Annotated in this window: 25 protein-coding genes; 13 read left to right on the top strand and 12 right to left on the bottom strand. The window is 44.3% G+C overall.

The features are described 5' to 3' along the window. Window positions 1–24 precede the first annotated feature (24 nt). The 4 genes from EYM_RS06740 (at window position 25) to EYM_RS06725 (ending at window position 2,737) form a co-directional block, all read left to right on the top strand. Entirely contained in the window at window positions 25–966 is a 942-nt protein-coding gene (locus tag EYM_RS06740) for a succinate dehydrogenase/fumarate reductase iron-sulfur subunit (protein ID WP_075050338.1), read from the top strand. Then, window positions 967–1,524 carry a nucleoside-triphosphatase gene (locus tag EYM_RS06735; RefSeq protein WP_075050337.1) on the top strand — a complete coding sequence of 186 codons (558 nt, stop codon included), beginning with the start codon at window positions 967–969 and terminating at the stop codon, window positions 1,522–1,524. A gap of 37 nt (window positions 1,525–1,561) precedes the next feature. Continuing rightward, window positions 1,562–1,765 (top strand): hypothetical protein, encoded by a 204-nt coding sequence (locus EYM_RS06730; protein ID WP_075050336.1) that lies wholly within the window; start codon window positions 1,562–1,564, stop codon window positions 1,763–1,765. Between the two features lie 93 nt (window positions 1,766–1,858). Continuing rightward, window positions 1,859–2,737: a hypothetical protein gene (locus tag EYM_RS06725; protein ID WP_075050334.1), complete on the top strand. Its 879-nt coding sequence runs from the start codon at window positions 1,859–1,861 to the stop codon at window positions 2,735–2,737. A gap of 2 nt (window positions 2,738–2,739) precedes the next feature. Here EYM_RS06725 and EYM_RS06720 read toward each other — a convergent pair whose 3' ends face one another. The 6 genes from EYM_RS06720 to EYM_RS06695 form a co-directional block, all read right to left on the bottom strand. Further along, the gene (locus EYM_RS06720; protein WP_075050332.1) at window positions 2,740–3,918 is read right to left on the bottom strand and encodes a radical SAM/SPASM domain-containing protein; all 1,179 of its coding nucleotides are present in this window, start codon (window positions 3,916–3,918) and stop codon (window positions 2,740–2,742) included. A gap of 48 nt (window positions 3,919–3,966) precedes the next feature. Continuing rightward, the gene (locus tag EYM_RS06715; protein WP_075050331.1) at window positions 3,967–4,533 is read right to left on the bottom strand and encodes a creatininase family protein; all 567 of its coding nucleotides are present in this window, start codon (window positions 4,531–4,533) and stop codon (window positions 3,967–3,969) included. A 10-nt stretch (window positions 4,534–4,543) separates the two neighbouring features. Next, window positions 4,544–6,412 (bottom strand): KamA family radical SAM protein, encoded by a 1,869-nt coding sequence (locus EYM_RS06710; RefSeq protein ID WP_075050329.1) that lies wholly within the window; start codon window positions 6,410–6,412, stop codon window positions 4,544–4,546. A gap of 65 nt (window positions 6,413–6,477) precedes the next feature. Beyond that, window positions 6,478–6,906: a CBS domain-containing protein gene (locus tag EYM_RS06705; RefSeq protein WP_217221077.1), complete on the bottom strand. Its 429-nt coding sequence runs from the start codon at window positions 6,904–6,906 to the stop codon at window positions 6,478–6,480. A gap of 61 nt (window positions 6,907–6,967) precedes the next feature. Continuing rightward, window positions 6,968–8,902, bottom strand: a complete 1,935-nt coding sequence (acs, locus tag EYM_RS06700; RefSeq protein ID WP_075050327.1) for an acetate--CoA ligase — start codon at window positions 8,900–8,902, stop codon at window positions 6,968–6,970. A 54-nt stretch (window positions 8,903–8,956) separates the two neighbouring features. Further along, window positions 8,957–9,901: a lysylphosphatidylglycerol synthase transmembrane domain-containing protein gene (locus EYM_RS06695; protein ID WP_075050326.1), complete on the bottom strand. Its 945-nt coding sequence runs from the start codon at window positions 9,899–9,901 to the stop codon at window positions 8,957–8,959. 115 nt (window positions 9,902–10,016) lie between these two features. Between EYM_RS06695 and EYM_RS06690 the strand changes: the two genes are divergently transcribed. Further along, window positions 10,017–10,355, top strand: a complete 339-nt coding sequence (locus EYM_RS06690) for a DNA-directed RNA polymerase subunit G (RefSeq protein ID WP_075050324.1) — start codon at window positions 10,017–10,019, stop codon at window positions 10,353–10,355. A 17-nt stretch (window positions 10,356–10,372) separates the two neighbouring features. Then, window positions 10,373–10,945: a hypothetical protein gene (locus EYM_RS06685; protein ID WP_075050322.1), complete on the top strand. Its 573-nt coding sequence runs from the start codon at window positions 10,373–10,375 to the stop codon at window positions 10,943–10,945. Here the strand turns inward: EYM_RS06685 and EYM_RS06680 are convergent. From EYM_RS06680 to hemB, 5 genes are all read right to left on the bottom strand, one after another. After that, a complete protein-coding gene (locus EYM_RS06680; protein ID WP_075050651.1) occupies window positions 10,942–11,664 on the bottom strand; it encodes a proteasome assembly chaperone family protein in 723 nt (240 codons plus the stop codon). The genes EYM_RS06685 and EYM_RS06680 overlap by 4 nt on opposite strands. Continuing rightward, the gene (locus EYM_RS06675) at window positions 11,661–12,104 is read right to left on the bottom strand and encodes a PUA domain-containing protein (RefSeq protein ID WP_236943457.1); all 444 of its coding nucleotides are present in this window, start codon (window positions 12,102–12,104) and stop codon (window positions 11,661–11,663) included. Before EYM_RS06675 ends, EYM_RS06680 begins: the two co-directional genes overlap by 4 nt. Then, window positions 12,101–12,304 carry a hypothetical protein gene (locus EYM_RS07845; protein WP_157058796.1) on the bottom strand — a complete coding sequence of 68 codons (204 nt, stop codon included), beginning with the start codon at window positions 12,302–12,304 and terminating at the stop codon, window positions 12,101–12,103. Before EYM_RS07845 ends, EYM_RS06675 begins: the two co-directional genes overlap by 4 nt. A gap of 239 nt (window positions 12,305–12,543) precedes the next feature. Then, window positions 12,544–13,245 carry a nucleotidyltransferase family protein gene (locus tag EYM_RS06670; protein WP_075050319.1) on the bottom strand — a complete coding sequence of 234 codons (702 nt, stop codon included), beginning with the start codon at window positions 13,243–13,245 and terminating at the stop codon, window positions 12,544–12,546. Window positions 13,246–13,295: 50 nt separating this feature from the next. Continuing rightward, window positions 13,296–14,321: a porphobilinogen synthase gene (hemB, locus tag EYM_RS06665; RefSeq protein ID WP_075050318.1), complete on the bottom strand. Its 1,026-nt coding sequence runs from the start codon at window positions 14,319–14,321 to the stop codon at window positions 13,296–13,298. A gap of 81 nt (window positions 14,322–14,402) precedes the next feature. Between hemB and EYM_RS06660 the strand changes: the two genes are divergently transcribed. From EYM_RS06660 to EYM_RS06650, 3 genes are read left to right on the top strand one after another with little or no spacing between them, the layout of a single operon-like run. Continuing rightward, a complete protein-coding gene (locus EYM_RS06660) occupies window positions 14,403–14,960 on the top strand; it encodes a YbhB/YbcL family Raf kinase inhibitor-like protein (protein ID WP_075050316.1) in 558 nt (185 codons plus the stop codon). A gap of 4 nt (window positions 14,961–14,964) precedes the next feature. Next, a complete protein-coding gene (locus tag EYM_RS06655; RefSeq protein WP_075050314.1) occupies window positions 14,965–15,954 on the top strand; it encodes a DUF58 domain-containing protein in 990 nt (329 codons plus the stop codon). After that, window positions 15,921–16,514, top strand: coding sequence for a hypothetical protein (locus EYM_RS06650; RefSeq protein ID WP_075050313.1), 594 nt, complete (start codon window positions 15,921–15,923; stop codon window positions 16,512–16,514). Before EYM_RS06655 ends, EYM_RS06650 begins: the two co-directional genes overlap by 34 nt. Window positions 16,515–16,517: 3 nt before the next feature. On the opposite strand, the gene EYM_RS06645 is transcribed toward EYM_RS06650, so the two are convergent. Beyond that, the gene (locus tag EYM_RS06645) at window positions 16,518–17,177 is read right to left on the bottom strand and encodes a hypothetical protein (RefSeq protein WP_075050311.1); all 660 of its coding nucleotides are present in this window, start codon (window positions 17,175–17,177) and stop codon (window positions 16,518–16,520) included. Between the two features lie 71 nt (window positions 17,178–17,248). Between EYM_RS06645 and EYM_RS06640 the strand changes: the two genes are divergently transcribed. The 4 genes from EYM_RS06640 to EYM_RS06625 are packed head-to-tail and all read left to right on the top strand — an operon-like array spanning window position 17,249 to window position 19,994. Further along, window positions 17,249–17,692 carry a hypothetical protein gene (locus EYM_RS06640; protein WP_075050310.1) on the top strand — a complete coding sequence of 148 codons (444 nt, stop codon included), beginning with the start codon at window positions 17,249–17,251 and terminating at the stop codon, window positions 17,690–17,692. A 19-nt stretch (window positions 17,693–17,711) separates the two neighbouring features. Further along, window positions 17,712–18,467, top strand: a complete 756-nt coding sequence (locus tag EYM_RS06635; RefSeq protein WP_075050309.1) for a hypothetical protein — start codon at window positions 17,712–17,714, stop codon at window positions 18,465–18,467. Window positions 18,468–18,495: 28 nt separating this feature from the next. After that, entirely contained in the window at window positions 18,496–19,254 is a 759-nt protein-coding gene (locus EYM_RS06630; protein WP_075050307.1) for a hypothetical protein, read from the top strand. Next, entirely contained in the window at window positions 19,206–19,994 is a 789-nt protein-coding gene (locus EYM_RS06625) for a ThiF family adenylyltransferase (protein WP_075050306.1), read from the top strand. The genes EYM_RS06630 and EYM_RS06625 overlap by 49 nt, the downstream gene beginning before the upstream one ends.

Raw genomic sequence — 19,994 nt, 5'->3', positions numbered from 1 at the left:
CCAATAATTCACGGGTTTGGCTCTTTGCCTAAGGTAAAACTAAAGGTAGCTAGAAGGGATCCCAAGAGAGGCTCTTGGTGGCAAGAGTACGAAATAGATGTCGACAAGTACACTTCCGTAGCTGTGGCCCTTCAAAGGGTTAGGGAGGAAATCGACCCTACATTGGCTTACAGGCCCCTTTGTAAAATGGGAGTTTGCGGTAACTGCGCAGTTAAGATAAACGGTCAACCGAAGTTAGCTTGCATGACCAATGCCCTAGAAGCTGCTGAAGAAGGTAAAGGCACAATAGTTGTAGAGCCCCTAGATAACATGGAAGTTATAAGGGACTTGATCACCGATAGAAGGGAATTCGAAAAGAGAATGGTGAAAGTCAGACCGTACCTTGTGCCTAAGGAGGAAGCGTTAAAGAGCGACAAGTGGACACCCATATCTCCTTCAATACAAAAGGTTCTATGGAGCTCTGCGCAATGCATATGGTGCGGAATATGCTATTCGGTCTGTCCGGTAAGTTACGTTGATTCTCAGTTCGTTGGACCTCACGCGCTGCTCAAGGTATTCAGGTTTTCTCACGATCCTAGAGATGCGCTAGACGGAAAACGAATAGTTTTAAACGAGATAGATATATGGAAGTGCGCTAACTGCGGTTACTGTACCGACACTTGTCCTAAGAACCTAAAGCACGAGGAAAGGTATCATGTATTAAGAAAGGAAGATTCGGAAATGGCTATGGAAGAATACGCAATAAAAGCCATCAAGCACGTGAAAGCGGTTATAGAGAGCATAGCAGAGACTGGGAGGGCCGATGAGGTAAGGATATTCACTTCTACTGGTTTAGTTGAAGCTGGAATAGATGCGCTACCGAAGTTAGTTAGGGGAGGATGGAAAAGGCCCCCTTACGTACCGAGGGGAAAGGTGGCTGATTGGAGACTAATAGAGGCGTTCCGAGAAGCAGTTGGGGGCATATGATTGGATTGCGTTTCAATAACAGGCGAACCTGGTTCCGGAAAGAGTACATTAATAAAGGAAGTAATTGACATCCTAAGGTCGAAGGGAGTAAAGGTCTGCGGAATAGTATGCCCCGAAGTTAGAGTGAACAATAAGAGGATAGGTTTCAAAGTAATCGATATTTCTACCAATAAGGAATCGTGGCTGGCTAAGGTAGATGGTTGCGATGGCCCTCGAGTAGGTAGGTATAGAGTGTGCCGGGAGGCAGCTGAACTCATTTCCAATGCCTTTAAGAGCGATTGCCAAGTAATTGCAATAGATGAAATAGGCCCTATGGAGCTTAAGCTTCCCGGAATTAGGGAGATTTTCTTGAACGCCTTGAAGTCCGGAAAACCCTTCATTGTGGTTAGGCATTTGAAGTTAAGGGACGAAGAGATATTGAATATATTAAGAGAATGTAAGGAAATATTCAAGGAGAAATGGGTACAAGTTGACCCCATGTCTTTAGTTAACGAACTGGTATTCGAAAATTCAAGCGAACGGCCCCGTTCGCCTACTGAAACGTTAAGCCGTGATTAATATTTGGTAATGAATGTGTCTCCATCGGGGCAAATCTGTGCACAAGGGGAGTAGAACCAAGGAACAACTACTGATAGCCCTAGAAGACTTCATCGTAGAACCGCAAGTAAGCGACTTGATAATAGAACACGATGTAAGTGAGAGTCAATTGAAAAGAGTTGCAAGCAGATTTGAAAGAAGTCTAACGGACGATACGTACTTCTTTATGGAAAACTACGAATCGTTTTTAGAAACCGAATAATTTTCTTGAGTTTTTTTCTATTTACTTTAGCTAAACTATATTCGTAGCCAATCCTTACTTAACTCTTACTCGCATCCTTCTTCCGGAGGTAAAGTGAGGAGCGAGGGAAGACTAAACCTCAAGCTCGTTAAGAAGTGGACTGCCATTAATCCTTACAATGGGCTGGCAATTACTTTCGGGGTATACGAGGACTCCAGAGGAAACAAAATTAAGAAAGCAATAGAAATAGCGAGAGTTCCTAGAACCGAGCTTACGTCTCAATCAAAGAAGGTCAAGTTTAGGTGGATAAGGGCTTTAGCAAGGGCTCTGGGGACGGAGGAGGACGTACTCCTCAAAGCGTACTTCGAAGGGAGATTAGTTAGCTTATCCTCCACACCGAACAAACTTGCGTTTGCGTGTGACGCTTACCTGAGACCTAACGACCTTAAGGACGTATTAAAAATATATGAAATTCTCATTAGTAATACGGAGAGAGTTCTGATATACCATCCAATGAGCTCGGCGGACGTAAGAAGCATGAAGCAAAAGAGTTCCAGAAAGAGAGACTTAAAGCAAAGGTTAATCGAGAGATACGGTTCTCTCCTTAGATCGCTAGGCATTGAACCAGTAACTATTGATGCCAACCCAAATCAATCTATTAACGCAAAGGTCATTGACGTTATGTGGAACTGCGGCGTTGGCGTAACTCCATCTGGGTTATGGATCTTTCATTCAATGGAATCGAGTAAGAGCGATGTAATTAAAGAGATCCTTAGAAAGGGTATGAGGATTGCGATCTTGAAGGATACTAAATACATGGAGGAAGACGAAAGATTAATATGTCTCCCCCTCCAGATGAGGGACGCAATTGAATTAATGAGAATTGCAATAACTACCACGGAAACGTCGAAGCTCCTTATGGCACCTTTGGAACTGCCACTTTACATGGAGGAGCTTTTGGACTCGTTAAAAGAGAAATCTTTTAGATATTAACCTTAGGAGGCTGTTCCGTAAGTTGTTATCTTCAAGAGTTCCTCCGGTTCTATAAAGCATAGAGGATCTTCGCCCCAAGGATCTCCAGTAATCGCCCATGCTCTACCTCTACTACCTCCGCCGCATATCTCCTTGAACGGGCATTTGCCGCATTTACCCTTTAAGTACTGGGCTATATTTAGGAAGGGTTGGAGTTCGGGGTTGTCCTTCCTAAGAATTTCTCTCAAGCTCTGATTCCTCACGTTTCCTAACGTTGTCCAATCGATGAACTGACAAGGTTTGACGTCCCCGTTCGGATAGATGCTAATGCTTTTCCTCCCGCAATCTCCTTGTGCTTGTAGCATGTTCAAGTATTCCTTGAATTCCTCCTCGTTCTTGGCTAGCTTACTCGCGATGTATATACCCATGAAGTTACCTCGAACGACCAATATTTCTAGTTGGTCGGCGTACTCCCTTGCAAGCTCAATTAATTTATCAGCCATCCATCTCAACTGTTCGGGCGTTGGTAACCAATCCTTTATCTCTTCTCCCCTTCCTATAGTATCTAGTAAGTAGAACGAGACTCTCTTTATGCCTTGATCTGCGCTCCACTTAACTATATCTGGAACTTCATTTACGTTATATTTCGTAATGGTTGTCCTGATGCCAACGTCTAGGCCAACTTCAATGCTGTTCTTTATTCCCCTAAGAGTCGCCTCGAAAGCACCGGGAACTCCTCTAAACTTATCGTGGTATTGAGGTACTATTGAATCTATGGAAATTCCCACGTAACTGAAATCGTAATCTTTGAGTTTCTGAGCTACGTCCTTAGTTATTAGGGTTCCATTCGTACTTAAGGAAAGTTTAGGGAACTGTGCTTTTGCCATTGGTTCTACTATTTCCCAGAAGTCCTTCCTGATGAGGGGTTCGCCACCTGAAAGGATAACTAAGGGTATCCTCATATCTACCATTTCACGAGCTAATTTAACGGCCTCTTCCGTAGTTAGTTCATTTGGATCCCTCTGGGCCTTCGCTCTTATATAGCAATGAAGACACTTGAGATTGCATTGGTAGGTAATATTCCAAAATACTAGTGGTCTGAAGTATTCAGTGAAACGAGATGGCTTCTTCCTATGGTATTCCCCCTTTATCTTGGTAGAAACAGTACCTTTACCTACGACCATCGTTGTGACTGGTATCAAACTCGACGGACCCATTAATGTAACTCAAGGATCCTTAATTGTTTGGCGTTAGGAAAGCTTGGAGATCTCATTAGCGAGTTTGAAAGCACACCTTTGAATCTTGCTTAACACCTCGTGAAACTCTAATTCCTCCTCATCGTAGCTTCCTAGTTCTATTCGCGGCTTCACGATCGCTTCTCGGGGCCATTTGGATCCTTTACTGCACGTCCTATCTATTAGGCCAAGAGCCTTCGCGACGTTGCATTCTACTTCACCCGAGTGACCGGGCTTTATTCCGCATGCTTTATAGAAATGGATTACGTAGAAACCCTCTTGTCGGGCTATTGCATCTAATAGTCCAACGTTACCTCCGTGTGCATTGATCACTATTAATCTTCCACCTATTCTAATTATTGAGGAATTTAAATCTCTCAGTAATAAAGAAATGGTTTCAATCCTTAAGCTAATACTTCCCTCCCATTCCCAACTTGAGGAATAGCTTAGGGGAGGTAGAACCGTACCTCCAACCTCTTTAGCTAATATTTCGGCAAAGGCCCTAGCAATCCTTGTATCTATATCATAGGGAAGTGTTGGATGCGGCTCGTAGGAGCCTATTGGTAGGAAATACAGTTTCATTGTCATCCGGTTAGTAGTAATACCATATGCTCTTATAGTCCTCTAAGTCTTCGTTGAACACTTCCTTTAGTTTATCTAGGTACATTCTAATTGAGATCATGTCTGTGTATATATAGGGAGCCACTAGCTGTATGTTCTTTTCCCATGGATGCCATAGGTAGACCCTCCTACCATCGGGCCTTATCATTATTATTTGATGGTCTTGCCATGCCCTTAGATGGTTCTTACCTAGTCTTGGAACGTTAAAGACGGGTTCCTCAGTCCTAAACGTTCCGGGTAGTACCCTAGCCTCTTCCTTCCTCTCTTGCTCTATCCTAGCGACCGGGACTAGATAGTCTTTCGTCTCCCATTTACCTTTAGGATAGAACGTGTAGTAAGGATCTATACCCACGCTCTTCAAAGCTATTCTCAGCGCCGAGGTCTCGAACCTCCTACTATTCCAGAAGGTGTAGACTTGTTGGTTGTACACGTATATCTTGTTCTTCCTTAGGTTGGATACGGCTTGCGCCACTTCCGGCGTAACTTCGTAAGCGTGTTCGAAGTGAGTAACTACGTGAACGTTCCTCTTGCCTGGCTCTATGTACGAACCTAGCATTTCCGCTAGTTCAGGCGTAATCCTCATGGGAACGGTAACTGGTGTTCTTGTACCGAACCTTATCATCTTCACGTGATCTAACTCACTTAACCTCTTTACGATGTGCTCTATGTCCTCATCTCTTAGTATGAATGGATCTCCGCCCGTAACGAGGACGTCTATAATGTTGGGGTGCTCGGCAAACCAATCTATGGCCTCGTCTATGGTCATTCGAGTCGGTATAGCGCTTTTATCCATTGCAGTCATTATTTCCCAGTTCCTTTGACAATAAACGCAAATCTGTGGGCAAGTGTGGGCGGCCTTAAGTATTGCTACCATTGGATACCTTCGAGTTATTAGCGGGTGAGGGCTAGTATCGTGTTCACCCATGAAGTCGAAGTAATATTCCCTTTCGTCTAAGTGACTTACCATCTCCTTTACGTAATGAAGCGGTGGAAGCACTTGTCTCCTAACTGCGTAATCTCTCTTCCATCCTTCTTCGAAGTCGAACAGGTGCAAGTAGTATGGAGTTATGCCAAAGGGCACGTTATATTTAACTGCTTCCTCTAGGGCCTTCCAGTCGTCTTCGCTTAGTCCCTTCAATAGCTTTTTAAGTACGTCTATAGCCCTCTTACCCCTCAGAGCGTTCCTAAAGTGCCATTTGTAATCCCACCAATCATCCTCCTTTCCACCTAGCACTTCTAATATTTTCCTTCTATTCTCTTTTCTCTTTTCAATTATTTCTGGTTCGAGGCCTGAGGGATACCTCTTTATGTACTCCCAGACCCTCGTAGCCAGTTTGTCCAAATAATTGCTCCTAGCTATTCCGGCCTCCCTTCCCTTAATCTTGGAGAAATCGAAGTAACCTAGGCCTTCGGCATACTTCGCCGGATATATGTCAGGCCTTCCGTATATTGCCTTAAACAAATGTAAGAACTCTAGGACGAATCCCTCATCTACTTCGTTAAGACCTTCATATCTTGCTAACTTGTAAAGGTACTTGAGGGCAGAGTAACCAGTTAGTTCCTCGTTCTGAGGCGCTATCACTTGTTTGAAAACTTTTATTGCTTCCAAAGCTTGGGCTTGGATTAGCGGATGAACGTCCATGTCTCCTCTTAGGTATTTCAATTCCATATCGAAAAGCCATTTATACAACGCCCCTCTAGCTTCCTCTATTGTTCTAGAGTCCAATAACATGTACCTTACTTCTTCAGCTTCGTCCCACATCCTCTCAACTAAGTCCCTAGAAGGAGGCTTTTCTATTTGGAGGGGTACTTCCGTTTTTTGAATTTGTATCTTCGGCATTTTTTACATCCTATAGTTTAAAGAGACATATTTTTGTTATAGGTATTGGGGTTAAGATTTCGAATCTACTCTAATTCTTCTTTGAGAGTATGTAAGAGCCTGTTTATTAACATCTCAGTGGCTGCTGCGAACGCTAGGTCCCTTAGAGAAATTAGGCCCACTATTTCATCGCCTTCGACGACCGGAAGGTGTCTTACTCCATGTGCTTTCATCATTTCAAGTGCCTTTAACACGCTTGTAGTAGGCTCTACGGTTAAGAGCTCCTCACTCATTAGACTAGATACTGGCGAGTCTAAGTCCATCCCTTCAGCTACTGCGCGTACTATGTCTCTCTCAGTAACAATGCCTAAGGCTTCGCCTTCATCGTTGATAACTATTAAGCTGCCTATTCCACTTTCAATCATTCTCTGAGCAGCTTCTCTAATGCTCGCTGAATCCCTAATTACCTCTACTGGAGTACTCATGACGTCCTTTACTGTGATCTTACCGTTCAACTCACTTAACCCCAAAAATAGAAGGAGAAAAGGGTAATTTAGTTTAGCTCAAAAGAAAGATCTAGAGTCCCAAGTCCTTTCTCAGTTGTTCGACAGCTCTCTTCACTTCCTCGACAGAGGCCTCGTCCTCGAGAGTACTGAGGTCGCCCAGTTGTTGACCAGTTATTACGGCTCTTAGGACCCTTCTCATTATCTTTCCGCTCCTAGTCTTGGGCAGCTTGCTTACGAAGTGTATCTCTTCGGGCGTGGCTACGGGACCTATTGTGTCCCTAATCCATTTCCTTAACTCCTCCCTTAGCTCGTCACTGGGTTGGTATCCTTCCTTTAGGGTGACGAAAGCAACTATTGCCTCTCCCTTAACTGGATGAGGCTTGGCAACTACTGCTGCTTCGGATACCGCTGGGTGCGCGACGAACGCGCTCTCTAACTCTAAGGTACCTAGTCTGTGACCGGCCACTTTAATTACGTCGTCAGCTCTACCTAAGATCCAGAAGTAGCCGTCGTTGTCCTTCATTGCATAGTCTCCGGTAAAGTACATTCCAGGGAACTTGCTCCAGTAAGTCCTAACGTACCTCTCCGGATCGCCCCAGATACCGTGGAGCATACCGGGCCATGGCCTCCTTATTACGAGGTAACCTCTAGTGTTGGGTGGTACTGGATTACCGTTCTCATCTACGACTTCTGCATCAATGCCGGGTAGCGGATAAGTAGCGGAACCTGGCTTCAAGGGCACTAATTCTATTCCAGGAACCGGGCTTATCATTATGTGACCAGTTTCAGTCTGCCACCACGTGTCAACGATCGGACACTTCTCTTTACCTATGTACTTATAGTACCACCACCAAGCCTCTGGGTTTATAGGCTCACCTACGCTTCCCAGCAATCTTAGCGAGCTCAGATCGTGTTTCTCGACCCACTTTTCGCCATACCTCATGAACATCCTTATTGCAGTAGGTGCAGTATACAAGGTAGTTACACCGTACTTCTCTACGATGCTCCACCAGCGATCCGGCTTAGGGTAGTCCGGCGCTCCCTCGTACATTAAGGTCGTGGCTCCGTGTAGAAGCGGACCGTACACCACATAGGAGTGGCCGGTGATCCAACCGATATCGGCCGTACACCAGTGGATGTCATCGTCCCTTATGTCAAATACCCATTTCATAGTAGCGTAGACGCCGACCATGTAACCTCCTGTGTCGTGAATGATTCCCTTAGGCTTACCGGTTGTACCGGAAGTGTATAGAATGAAGGAGGGATGTTCGCTCTCAACCCACTCGGGTTCGGCGTAAGTCTTGGCGCCTTCCATTAAGTCGTCCCACTTGTAGTCTCTGCCTTCCTCCATGTTCACTTCCAGACCTAACCTGTTGTAGACGACAACGCTCTCCACTGAAGGCGTTTCTTGTAGGGCCTTATCGACGATGTCCTTCAAGTTTAGCTTCTTACCTCTCCTCCACATTCCATCAGCAGTAATGACTACTTTCGCTTGAGCGTCGTTTATCCTCTCCGCGAGACCCTTTGCAGAAAAGCCAGAGAACACGACGCTGTGAATAGCACCTATTCTAACAGTGGCGAGCATAGCTACTACTGCTTCAGGTACCATAGGCATGTAAATTGTTACTCTATCACCTTTCTTTACGCCTAAGTCCTTAAGTACGTTAGCAAACTTATTTACTTCTTTCCATAGTTGATAATAGGTCAATACGCGAACGTCACCAGGCTCGCCCTCCCATATAATTGCGGCCTTGTTCTTCCTCCAACTCTTTACGTGTCTGTCGAGGGCGTTGTAAGAGAGGTTAGTTTTACCTCCAACGAACCACTTGAAGTACGGAGCTTCTCCATCAATTACTTTCTCCCAGCCCTTCTTCCAGTACAATTCGTTGGCTATCTCTGACCAGAAGCCCTCAGGATCTTCTAGGGCCCTCTTTCTCATTTCTTTGAGCTTGCCGGTCGGAACAACGCCTTGAGTTATAGGCAGAACGTTCTTGGATTCCTCCAAAAGCCCTTACCTCAATCTATCTGATAGCAGAGCTTTGTATATATAATTTTAGTCCTATATTTCACACCTTAATTCTTTCCCAGAAGATCCTTTGAAGTCTTCATTCCTTAAATAGGAGACAATTTCGCGGCCATAGATTGATAACACGAAAAGAGACGAGGCTAGAACAGTCAATATGTTGAGAAGCCTCCAAGCTATTAGAACCGAAGAAGCATTTGGAAGGGCAAGGGTCGCAATTGCTTCCGGAAGACCGATCCCCCCTGGAGTTATTGGAATGGCTGTTGCTGGTAGACTACAAGCGAACACTAAAGCGGCAACGAAAGCATTAACGTTTAGTGCTTGCGCTATGGTAGCTATAGAGAATACGTAGATAACCACACCTACCAAGGAGATTGCAAACGCTGCACCGAACGCTTCCAAGCCAGCGACCTCAAACGCCTCGAGGAGAGGTAAGCAGTATTTCTTGAGTTTTTCGGGTTTGCCCGGGCACCTTTTAGTTAATTGAACCAATACTGATACAGCGAGCAAGAAAGCAGATATTAAGAGCGAGAAAGTAAGCGACGCAACGTTGACCGTTGAGTCAAAGAACGAACTTAATAAAATAAACGAAAGGATTGCATTTACGCTAATGGCAGCGCTTTCTGAAGTCACTTCCAACACGTTAACAACAATTCCCTTAGCCAAATCGTACTTCTTTGCAATATAACCTATCCTTAGCACTTCACCTCCGTAGAATCCGGGGGTCAATAGGGCGAAGAGCCTACTCGCTTCCCAAATTATCACTGATTCCTTAAAGCTCAATCCGGACTTAACGTAGTTACTTAATACCTTCAAGCGATACGCTCTCACAATGTCCGAAATGATAACGAAGAAGGATGATGCTAATAGTACTAGAGGATTTATCTTAAGTAATACGCTTACGTCTGCATTAGTCAACTTAACGTAAGCGAATAGAATCAACGTCGTCAGTGCAATACCAACTGTGATCTTTTTCCACACGGGTCCTCGAGAGGATGGATTCTAGACTTAGTTTTTCTGTCCTTTTCTCTTATAGTATAGCTCGAGGTTTACTTTTTTGAATAAGTCAGAGGGGGTGGATATGGGAGCGGGATGAATGAAGTGCGATGGCAAAGTCTCAAAAATTGAGAGGTCTAAGATACCTTCTGTAAACGTACTAACGTTCGAATGCCAAGATGGAAGAAAGGTTGAAATGATGGTTCACGATGAACTTCTTAACTTCTTTGAAGGAGAGCAAGGAATCTTTGAGATTTCAGAAAACTTGCCCGAATATAAGGATGGGAAGGACCTATGTGGAATAGGCATGTTCTATAAAGACGAGGGAGAGAGGAAATTCTTCTCTATTGGTGGATTTTTAGTGGTCCTCCATGGCGACAAAAATGAATCGTTCGAGTACGGCAAGAAGTACTATATCTGCTTGAAGCACATAGTCTGAAGCGGGAACTTCAGATCATGCAAGTATCGATAAAGCACGCTCAATGTGGCGCTCTGTTAATGGTAGTCAAGGACCTAAATGTGGAACTTCCGTTGGCTATTTATCCCACAGATCCTCTTAGAGATAAGCTATGTAGCGAGTTCAAATGTATTGAAACGAACTCTCCTTGCGAAGCCCTCGTGGCGTTATTAAGAGGGGACGCGAACGTGGTACTCACCTCTAGTAACGAAGTTAGAGAAGCTGTCAAGGAGATGGTAAGCCTAATACCTATAGGAAGAGCGTTCCAAGTTGTAGATTACAGATGCAGAATGACCTCACACGGTCTCGAAATGCTCAAAAACCTAGAACTCGAGTGCCCGGACTACAGTTACGATAGAGCACTATTCATAGCAGACGAACTATCACCTTCAATTCATTTCTTGATAACTAAACTCAAAAGAGCTCAATTAATAGAAGGTGAGAAGCTCAAGATAAATTGTGGGCTCGAAATTCCTAAGGGCTTGGAAGTAGCTTACCCCTTCTCACAACTGGAATGTCCTAAGAGTTACGAAGAAAGACTCCGAGAAGAGATATTTAAGAAACTTCGCTAGATGTAATACGAATCTTTCTTTGAGACACTCATTTCAAGTATCTTCTTCAGCTTCTCCATCTCCTTTTCCATGTTCTCGGCCTTCGCAAATAAGTCACTAACGTCCACTTCTAGTTTAATCAACTTCGCAAGTTCCGTTATTCCGATAGCTGACGCTCGAGGGTCTTGCCTACTCGCTGATTCACAATAGGGTAAGAGGGCTAACATCGGGAACTTCTCTATTTCTGATGCAATGAGTAGATGCGCTAATGGTCCAATTACCTTCAAGCCTCCTACCATCGGTTTCGCTTGCGGTAAGGGGCCATTGTAGTAGCTAGTCTTAACCCATCTCAAGGTTTCGGATGGCTCTTCTTTAAAGGAGCTATCGAGACCACCTAGACCGTATATCGCTTTCACACCGTTCTTCTTAGCCCATTTAACGACGAATTGAGCGTATCTAAACTTCTCTACTTCATGAGGAATCCACCTGTTCAAGAGGACCAACAAGTTAGACTTCTCGTGGTAGTATAGCTCAAAGGGGAGCTCTAATGAATACTTCTCAGAATACGAGACTTGGTCTGGTGTGTACTTAGTTATGAAGAATCCTACTTTGACCATGTCCAATTTCTCGACAAGGTATTCAGTCGAGAGAGCACCCACGAATCCAAAGCCCATGAAGCCTGTAACCAAGTAAGCTCCTTCGTAACTCTCCTTAGCAGCCTCAGTAGGTACGAACTTCACTTTCGCCAATCCAACTTCCCCCGAACTTTAATCGCCTCGCCCATGTTAAGGGTTATCATTTCCCTTCCACTTACGACAGTTCTACCATATGCAATAAGTTCATCGTCCTTCACTATTAAAGCGTCTACGCCCCTAAGCAAGTTTTCGTCTGCATCCACGACGTGTTTATTGAAAACCGTCTTTGTCGGTAGCTCAGTAACGTAAACCTTGCCGACCTTTCCGGGCAAACAATCGAATAGTATCTTAGCAGATTCTTCAGAGAGAGTTAGGAGTCCGTCCGATGACCTAACAGTAAAGAGCCTCTTTCCATTTCGATCTATAATGTACCTAGGCATTCCCGTCTTCGAATACTTCACTCTAACTTCTTCTAGCTCCTTACATTCTACCTTAACTCCATAAATGAATGTAATCGCATCAATAACCGAAATGTTCTTCCTCATTGGCAACTTGATGCACCTAGAGCAATTGCTCCGTAAGACAAAACTGCGCTGAGTATCGAGAGAAGTAGCGTTGCGATTGTAACATATAACGGATCAGTTACGTTCATTCCAACAATAAGGTAAATCATTGCACTTACTGCCAGCGTTACTGAGAGCGGAATAGAAACCGACATAATGAGGAAATAACACTTAGCGTTCACGGCATTTCCCGAAAACTTTCGACAAACTCTCAGTAAAATTACTTACATGTTTGAAATAACGTGAACGTTAGTACTAAGGCGAAAAGCATTCCTAAGATTGGTAAAGCTCCCATCGAAAGGACGAGTGGCTCTAAACTCATTTGCAGAAGAGATAACGCCGTTACATAGAGGAAAGCTGATGAGAGACTCAGAGACAGCAATATAGCGAAAACGCTCCCTCTCGCTTCGCATGCCATTCCTCATTCACTAAATAACTCGTTTTCCCTCAGGTATTTATCGGCTTCTTCGACGTCCTTATACGTGTCTATACTCTTCCAGTAAACGTCTTTGAATACTACGGCCTTTAACTTACCTTCTCGTGCCAGTCTGGGGAAGGAGGTCTTCTCGATATCTCCAGTATTGGGTAAGTAGTCAAATATTTCGTTAGTGAAACAATAAACTCCAGCGTTTATGTAATAGTCCTCTAACCTAGGCTTCTCTCTGAACTCCTTTATCTTGTAGTTCTCATCGAACACGACTATTCCATAGGGAGACGGAAGTGGGACTAGGGCCATGGTACCTACTAAATCTCCTTTTAATTCTTCACAGAGTTTAGACACGTTCAAGTTAGTTATTATATCGCCATTCATAACAACGAACTTCTCCTCTCCCTCTAATACGCTCTTAGCGTTAGCTATAGCCCCGCCCGTACCTAGGGGTTCGTCCTCTACTACATAGGCTAAGCTAACGCCGTACTTGTGACCACTCCCGAGTTCTCTAATGACTACCTCCTTTAGGTGGGCAATGGTAACTACCACGTTCTTGATGTTATTTCTTTTAAGAAGTTCTATTTGCCATACCAAAATGGGTTTGCCCGCTATTTCTATCATTGGTTTCGGTCTCTCGGAAGTGAGGGGCATTAGTCTCTTACCGAACCCTCCCGCCAGAATTAGAGCCTTCATCTTCTATCACCAGAGTTACTTTTTGGAAGTTTAAATTTGGTTAGTGAGCATTAGAAAAGTTCCCTATCCAACCCTTCTTTAAGCCATTGCGCGGCCTCTAATGCATGATAAGTAATTATCACGTTCGCACCGGCCCTCTTTATTGCGTGTAGTATCTCTAAGATGATCTTTTTCTCGTCAACGAGTCCGTTGGCGGCAGCTACTTTAACCATGGAATACTCTCCACTAACGTTGTAAGCCGCTAACGGGTAATGCGGGAAGGCTTCCCTTACGCGCCTTATCACATCTAGGTAGGCCAGGGCCGGTTTTACCATCAGTATGTCAGCGCCTTCTTCAACGTCCAAAGCAACTTCCTTTATCGCTTCTTCGCCGTTACGCGGATCCATCTGATACGTTCTCCTATCGCCCTTCTGCGGAGCGTTATCAGCAGCTTCCCTAAAGGGTCCATAGAAGGCACTTGCGTACTTAGCTGCGTAACTCATTATCGCAACATCGGTAAACCCGGCTTCGTCGAGAGCCTTTCGAATTGTCCTTACCATACCATCCATCATTGAAGACGGAGCTACTACATCCGCACCGGCCTCAGCGTGAGTAACCGCTACCTTACCTAGGAGCTCTATAGTTGAGTCGTTGTCTATAACGTCTCTGCAGAAATCGCCTACGCATTTCCTAGTTAACAAGCCACAGTGACCGTGAGTGGTGTAGTGACATAGGCATACGTCCGTGTGTATTACGACTTCGTCGCCAAATTCCTTCCTTATCTTCTTGACGGCGCGCTGAACCACTCCGTCTTTAGAATAGGCCGAGGAGCCGAGCTCGTCCTTGTACGAAGGTATACCGAAAATAAGTACGTTTCTTACACCGAGTTCCAACGCATCAGATACTATCTTTGTAACTTTTTCTACAGGCCACCTATACTGACCGGGCATGCTGTTTATTGGTTCCGGCTCACTTATTCCCTCTTTTACGAAGATCGGAAATATGAAATCCCGGGGAGAAACCCTAGTTTCAGCTACTAAGTCTCGTAAGTATAAGTTCTTCCTAAGTCTCCTTGGTCTCAAGTAAGGGAAAGACATTACGATTGACACCTTCCGTTTCTGAAGTTCTGCAAAGATATTATTATCGCTTTTCGCGTAGGTCGTTACAGTGAAAGCGAAATGAACTTGAGAGTTGAAAGGAAGTCAATTGCTTTAATAGTTGTTGTAGCTGGTATAGCGCTCTTTGCGTTCTATCAACTATATTCGTTATCGATTAAAACAAAGTACATAGAGATAAGCGACGAAAATATAAGGGCCTTTATAAAGAAGACAAGACTTCCGCTAATAGAAGTTAAGACGGACGCGATCTCCAATGGATTTATAAAGAAGGAGTTTACGTGTTACGGTAACGCAAGCGTTCCTAAGATTTCATGGAGTAGGTATGACGATGCCCCGTGTTACGCTGTAATAGTTTTCGACCCAGATACTAGAGGCGGAACGTTCTTTCATCTATTCGAATTAGTAGATGCGCATGGGAACGTTGTTAAAGTTTATTATAATAGTGCATTGAAAAAAGGTTGGTTTCCCGTGTGCCCTCCTAAAGGAGAAGTTCACAGATATTACTTCTTAGTAATAGCATTGGATACGTGTGAATTGGAGACGAACAACTTAACAGAGTTCCTTACTAATCACTCACTGGCCCTAGGGTATGTGATAGGTAAGTTCGGGGTGAAGTAAGAGAGTGAGGGAATATCTAATACCAGCGCAGTGCTCTTTAAACGAAGATGGAAGGAAGGTAGCTCTATATTCATCGATAGGTCTAGCATCTGCAATACTTTTCTTCCCGTGGTTAGGACCAGTCCTCGCAGCGTCCTCCATCCTCACGGCTGCGAGTATCCAAGCAGTGAACTGTAATAAAAAGAAGAAAATAAAAGTTAGGAGGAGCGTCGAACGCTTTGGAGACACTCTACTTGTTAAGGTAATCGGACCCAAGCAATCGGAAATAGTTGAAGTATCCTCGGTCCAACCATTGAAGGGCTCCCTCAAGTCTTCTAGTGGTATTCTAGAATATCAAATAGACCTGAAGACTCAACCGTTCGTCTATTGGAACGGCATATTGGTGAAGGTAGAGAGGGGAAAATGCGAGTGCTCTGGATACCTCCCTCTTAACGAATTCTATGCAGTTTGGAAAATAGAGGAGCTCGGTTTAGCTAAGGTGATTGAGGTTGAAGGCGGATACCAAGCAATACCCGAAATAGAGGGCGCCAGAGAGTACAGGCCTGGCGATGAACCAAGGCTAGTTATATGGAAAACGTTGAACCCTATGGGCACAGTAAAGGTAAAGGAATTAAAGAGGGTTAGAGAGGAAGTGGTTAAAAACCCCAATCTGAAAACGTTCTCCGTAGAGCTAGGTCCTTGGAAAATTAACGAGTGTTTCCGTAGCTTCGCTGAATCGGTAGCGGAATTTCTTAGGGATACCGGAATGAAGGAAGTGAAGGAGAACGCAGATTTACTGGTAATCGGGCCTAACGCATCCATTAAAAGGGCAGCGAACTACTTCCTCTTGAACCCTCTAGCGTGTATACCGAACGTAAGGGACTTGTTTCCGGCTATTGAGATCATTGAGCGGAAAGTTGAGATAGAGCTTAGAAATTTCATGTCTCGATTAAGTTCCATGGGTTCAGTGAGGGTCATACCATGGTTGGAGCCTCCAAGGTACCGCTTATATTAGCAGTGATCCTCGCATACCTTTGGCTGGATCCGTTAGAGGCCTCAGCCTCAATGCTAGTAGCGTCTGTTATCTATGCTATCGCGTCCAAGTTTCCATTGAACTTGGACGTCATGACCATATGCTCACTTATCTTCTCAACTACTTGCTACTACTTTTCCGGAAGCCCTATCCTTCCTTACGGTCTCTTCTTAGCCTTACTATCACTAGATTATCGAAGAGCCTCAATACTCTTGCCAATAGCAATTCTAGCCTTGCTCAAGGGCGTAGTAGTGAGTCCCCTATTAGGGAGCTATCCGGTTCAAGTTAAAGTAACGGGAGAGGAGGTTCCAAGCGTTGTCTTACCCGTTGCATTCGTTGCGATGCCTTTCAATTACGCTGGCATTGTAGGGTATTCCATACCTTACCTCTTCGCTGCGTTTTTGGAATACGCTTCAGAGGTCTTACCTAACGGATTTATGATAAAGGTCAGCTTACCTCTACTAGTTGCTATCGCAATAGGGATATTGCTAAACGTTGCCAGAGTAATGGTTAGGGGTAGCATTTTGAAGAGGGGGCGATAGACTTCATTTCCTTATCTTTAGAGCTTCCTTCGCTATCCTCTCAACTTGAGCTCTAACGGAACCCTTATCGTAAGGTGGGAAAGGTCTTCCCTCAGGAACTTGGAGCGGATCGGAACAGAACATTCCCCTACTAATCACACCAAGTAGGTCCACAGGAGGTAGTAAGGCAACGGCTCTAACTTCACCCTCTTTTACCTCCTTGATATTGGTTACGACAGTGATGGCCACGTAACCCACGTTAACTCTGGTAACTTTCAAGTTGTCCGCATTTGGGTGGTTCCCAACTTCAGTTATCCTTCCACTGACGACGTAAACTGCCTCACCGGGACTCACGTCTTCCCCTAATTTCAATAAATGTGGTAAAGCTTGAAGGTAACCGAGGGCCCAGTAAGCCTGAGATTTGACCAATTCCTTTTCGTTAGGGGTAAGCCCTAAAACCTCCCTCATTTCCCCCGCAAGCTTGGCTATCTTTTGAGCTTCACTTGAAGCCATGTCGCTAGGAAGACCAGACCATCTCAACCTCTTGAGCTCGCTCCACATCTCGTTAAGTAAACTTTGCGCCCTCGCCTTATCTATAGGTTTCCCGGGGGAACGAACCACCCTCTCTATTTTCTCTAGGCCCCACCAAGCTAACAAATACCTCGGATCGTCGTAAGACGGCATTTTCTAGTCCCCGCTGCGCTTACAAATAAACCTTAATTGAGCTTATTACGAAAGGTAAAGGGGCTGAGATCGTGTCCTCGCCAACGGGCAAGAGCAAGGAATTAAAGATAATATCTAGGCAAGTAGTCACCCTAGACGACGTTAAGAAGAACAAGAAGGCGTTGATATTACTACATATCATAAAGCACTTAGGCAACGTTTCAGAGAAGGGCCTTACTCAACTAGTGTACGAAATGAAGGAAAAGGGACTCGACATAGGTTATCAGTTTGTAAAAATAGGAAAAGTCATTGGCAGCAACGAACTACACCAAGACGTAATGGACATGCTGTATCTAAACCTAATAGAAAAAGTACCTGGAAGGAACAAGCTTAGGTTAACTGCAGACGGAGAAGAGTTCCTAGAGAAAGTTAAACTGCCTGAAGAAGAGCTTAAGAGGATATTGCAATTAGTTGACGAACTGAAATCTAGTATAAGCACGATTGAAGCGGAAGCGGAAATGAGGAGAGGTCCATAATTTTTAAGGGTATGTAAAAATGTCAACTAATAATAAGAGCGGTGAGCTAATACTCTCGATATTGATAAAGCCCGAGCTCTCGGAACACAACTTGAAGGTAGATTACGGAGAACTACCTAGCTCGGTTAGGGACAAGTTAGCTAAGAGGCTGGGAATCGCCCCTCAGAGAATAAAACTTTACGTTAAGAGAGTTGACGGCTCCGAGATAGATGTCACATATAGATCCGAGAGCGTGGGATCCCTTATAGAAAAATACGGAAACGTTTGGTACGCTTCAATTGAAGAACCTTATGGATCTTTTTTTCGAGATTACGATCCCTTAGAGGACGCAGTTGAGACGTTCAGATCTCATTATTTCTCGTCCAGTAAACTAACTAAGCAATTTGTTCCCATAGATGGAAAAGATCCCGGCAAGGGAATTTACGCATATAGAAAATGTAAGAAGAAGGACTATTGTGCACAAAACTCGACGTACACAGTTTTCGTTTTACCCAGCATAGGTTATCCAAAGACCGAACCATTGATTTACGTAACTCCGAAGATATGGCACAAATGCTGCTTCTATAATCTAACTAGCGACTATTTCTTAACGAAAGCCAAGGAAATACCGTTGCTCTCTACCTCTCTGGAACGCATAGCTCAAATGTTAAACGTTAACGCATGCATAATGCACGTGGAGTCTTGGGATTATATTAGTCAACAAGAAAATCCCCTGGAGGTAATGACGGATGCGCTATGCACGGACGTTGGACTCTGCGACGGTAACGCTCCATAGATTAAAGATCGTACCATCGGTATTCGAATTGCTACTGAAGAAGGCTAATGAAAACAATTGCTTCAACTTATCCAAGGACGCATCGGAGGACGTAGTGAGCTTCATGGGATTTATGAACGATAAGGAAATATATGTGACCAACGCTAGACCCATGAGAGCAATTGAAAAAACGCCCGTAAGCGTAAGAACCACGGACGCCAAGCCGGAAGACTTAGTAACTGTTCATTATCACTGCGGGATAGCCCCATCGCCATCGGCAATAGACATAGCTACAATGACCTTAGCGTTGAAAACTCAAATTCTGGCTACTGTTCCAGGGAGACCTAGGGTATTTGGAATAGTCTCTCCAACTCATGCCGGTAATTCCTTGTGCTTAGATTTGGCTATATATGAACCAGTGCCCCAAATGACGATAGGATACGATAAGTTTAAGGTGCACGTAAACAAAGTGGTTGGTATCGGTACTAGGAAGAAGGGCTTCGCTAAGGTATATCGCGACGGAAGCACCGTAGATATAGACGGAAGCGAGTGTACGCTACCTTCGAAAAAATGCATTCCTTTTAGGATAGGAACGACGGGAGAAATAGTTTTAGAGGATTTCATATTCATCGCGTCCTATTACGTTAATGTGGGAGAGAGCGAGTTTCAGTATTTGAAACTTTCACCGCACTTGAATGTCCTATACGATGTGAAAGTTTTCAATTTAGATATAGAAAAGGCAGTAATTAGGGGCACGACGTGGACGCTCGGCCGAGAGGATTCTACGAAAGGACTCAACATTACTTAAAGGAATCTGGATTAAGCGTTGAAGGGAAGAGAGTTCTCGTTGGTGGTGCGGGAACTTTAGGTTCCAGGATAGTTCGGAACTTGGCCAGGTTTAACTTTGAGGAAATATACGTTATAGACTTCGATGAGGTAGGCGTTGAGAACGTAGGTTATCAATGTTTCCATACGGATGAAGTTGGCCTTAACAAAGCAACGACCCTTACGTCTAGGCTTCAACAGTTCCACCCTTGGACAAAGCTAATAGGTATTGAACTTGAAGTACCAACTCCTTCAGGGCTTTGGAGCGATAAGTCCTTTGGATATGTTAACGAGCTAGTTAAAAAGGTAGATATAGTGGTAACCTCGTTCGACGTACTCGCGCCCAGGGCCGTTTTGCTTGCTCTAGCAGTAAAGCATAACAAGAAGTTCGTGAACGTAGGCATCGGAAGCTATAGGGGGTATGTTAAGGTACTGAAGGAAGGTTATTGTCCGATATGTGAGAGAATATGGGATGAAAAGGTAAGGTACTACACAGATCCTAATTTGGCTGAAGTAGTGGCGGCAATTAGCGTCCAAGCAGTTCTATTCTTGCTAAATGGTAAGGAATGGCCCAGCGAAATTCACGTTAACGTTAACGCACCTTATTCAATGATTTCAGCTAACGACGTCACAAACGAAGGATGTCCATTGTGCTCAGACGAAGTCAAAAAATTAGAGTCATCAAGAGAATTCTTGAAATACTTAATTGAAAAAACTTACTGA

The organism is Ignicoccus islandicus DSM 13165 (genome assembly GCF_001481685.1).
Taxonomy (GTDB): Archaea; Thermoproteota; Thermoprotei_A; order Sulfolobales; family Ignicoccaceae; genus Ignicoccus; species Ignicoccus islandicus.
This window is presented reverse-complemented; position numbering and strand designations above follow the sequence as displayed.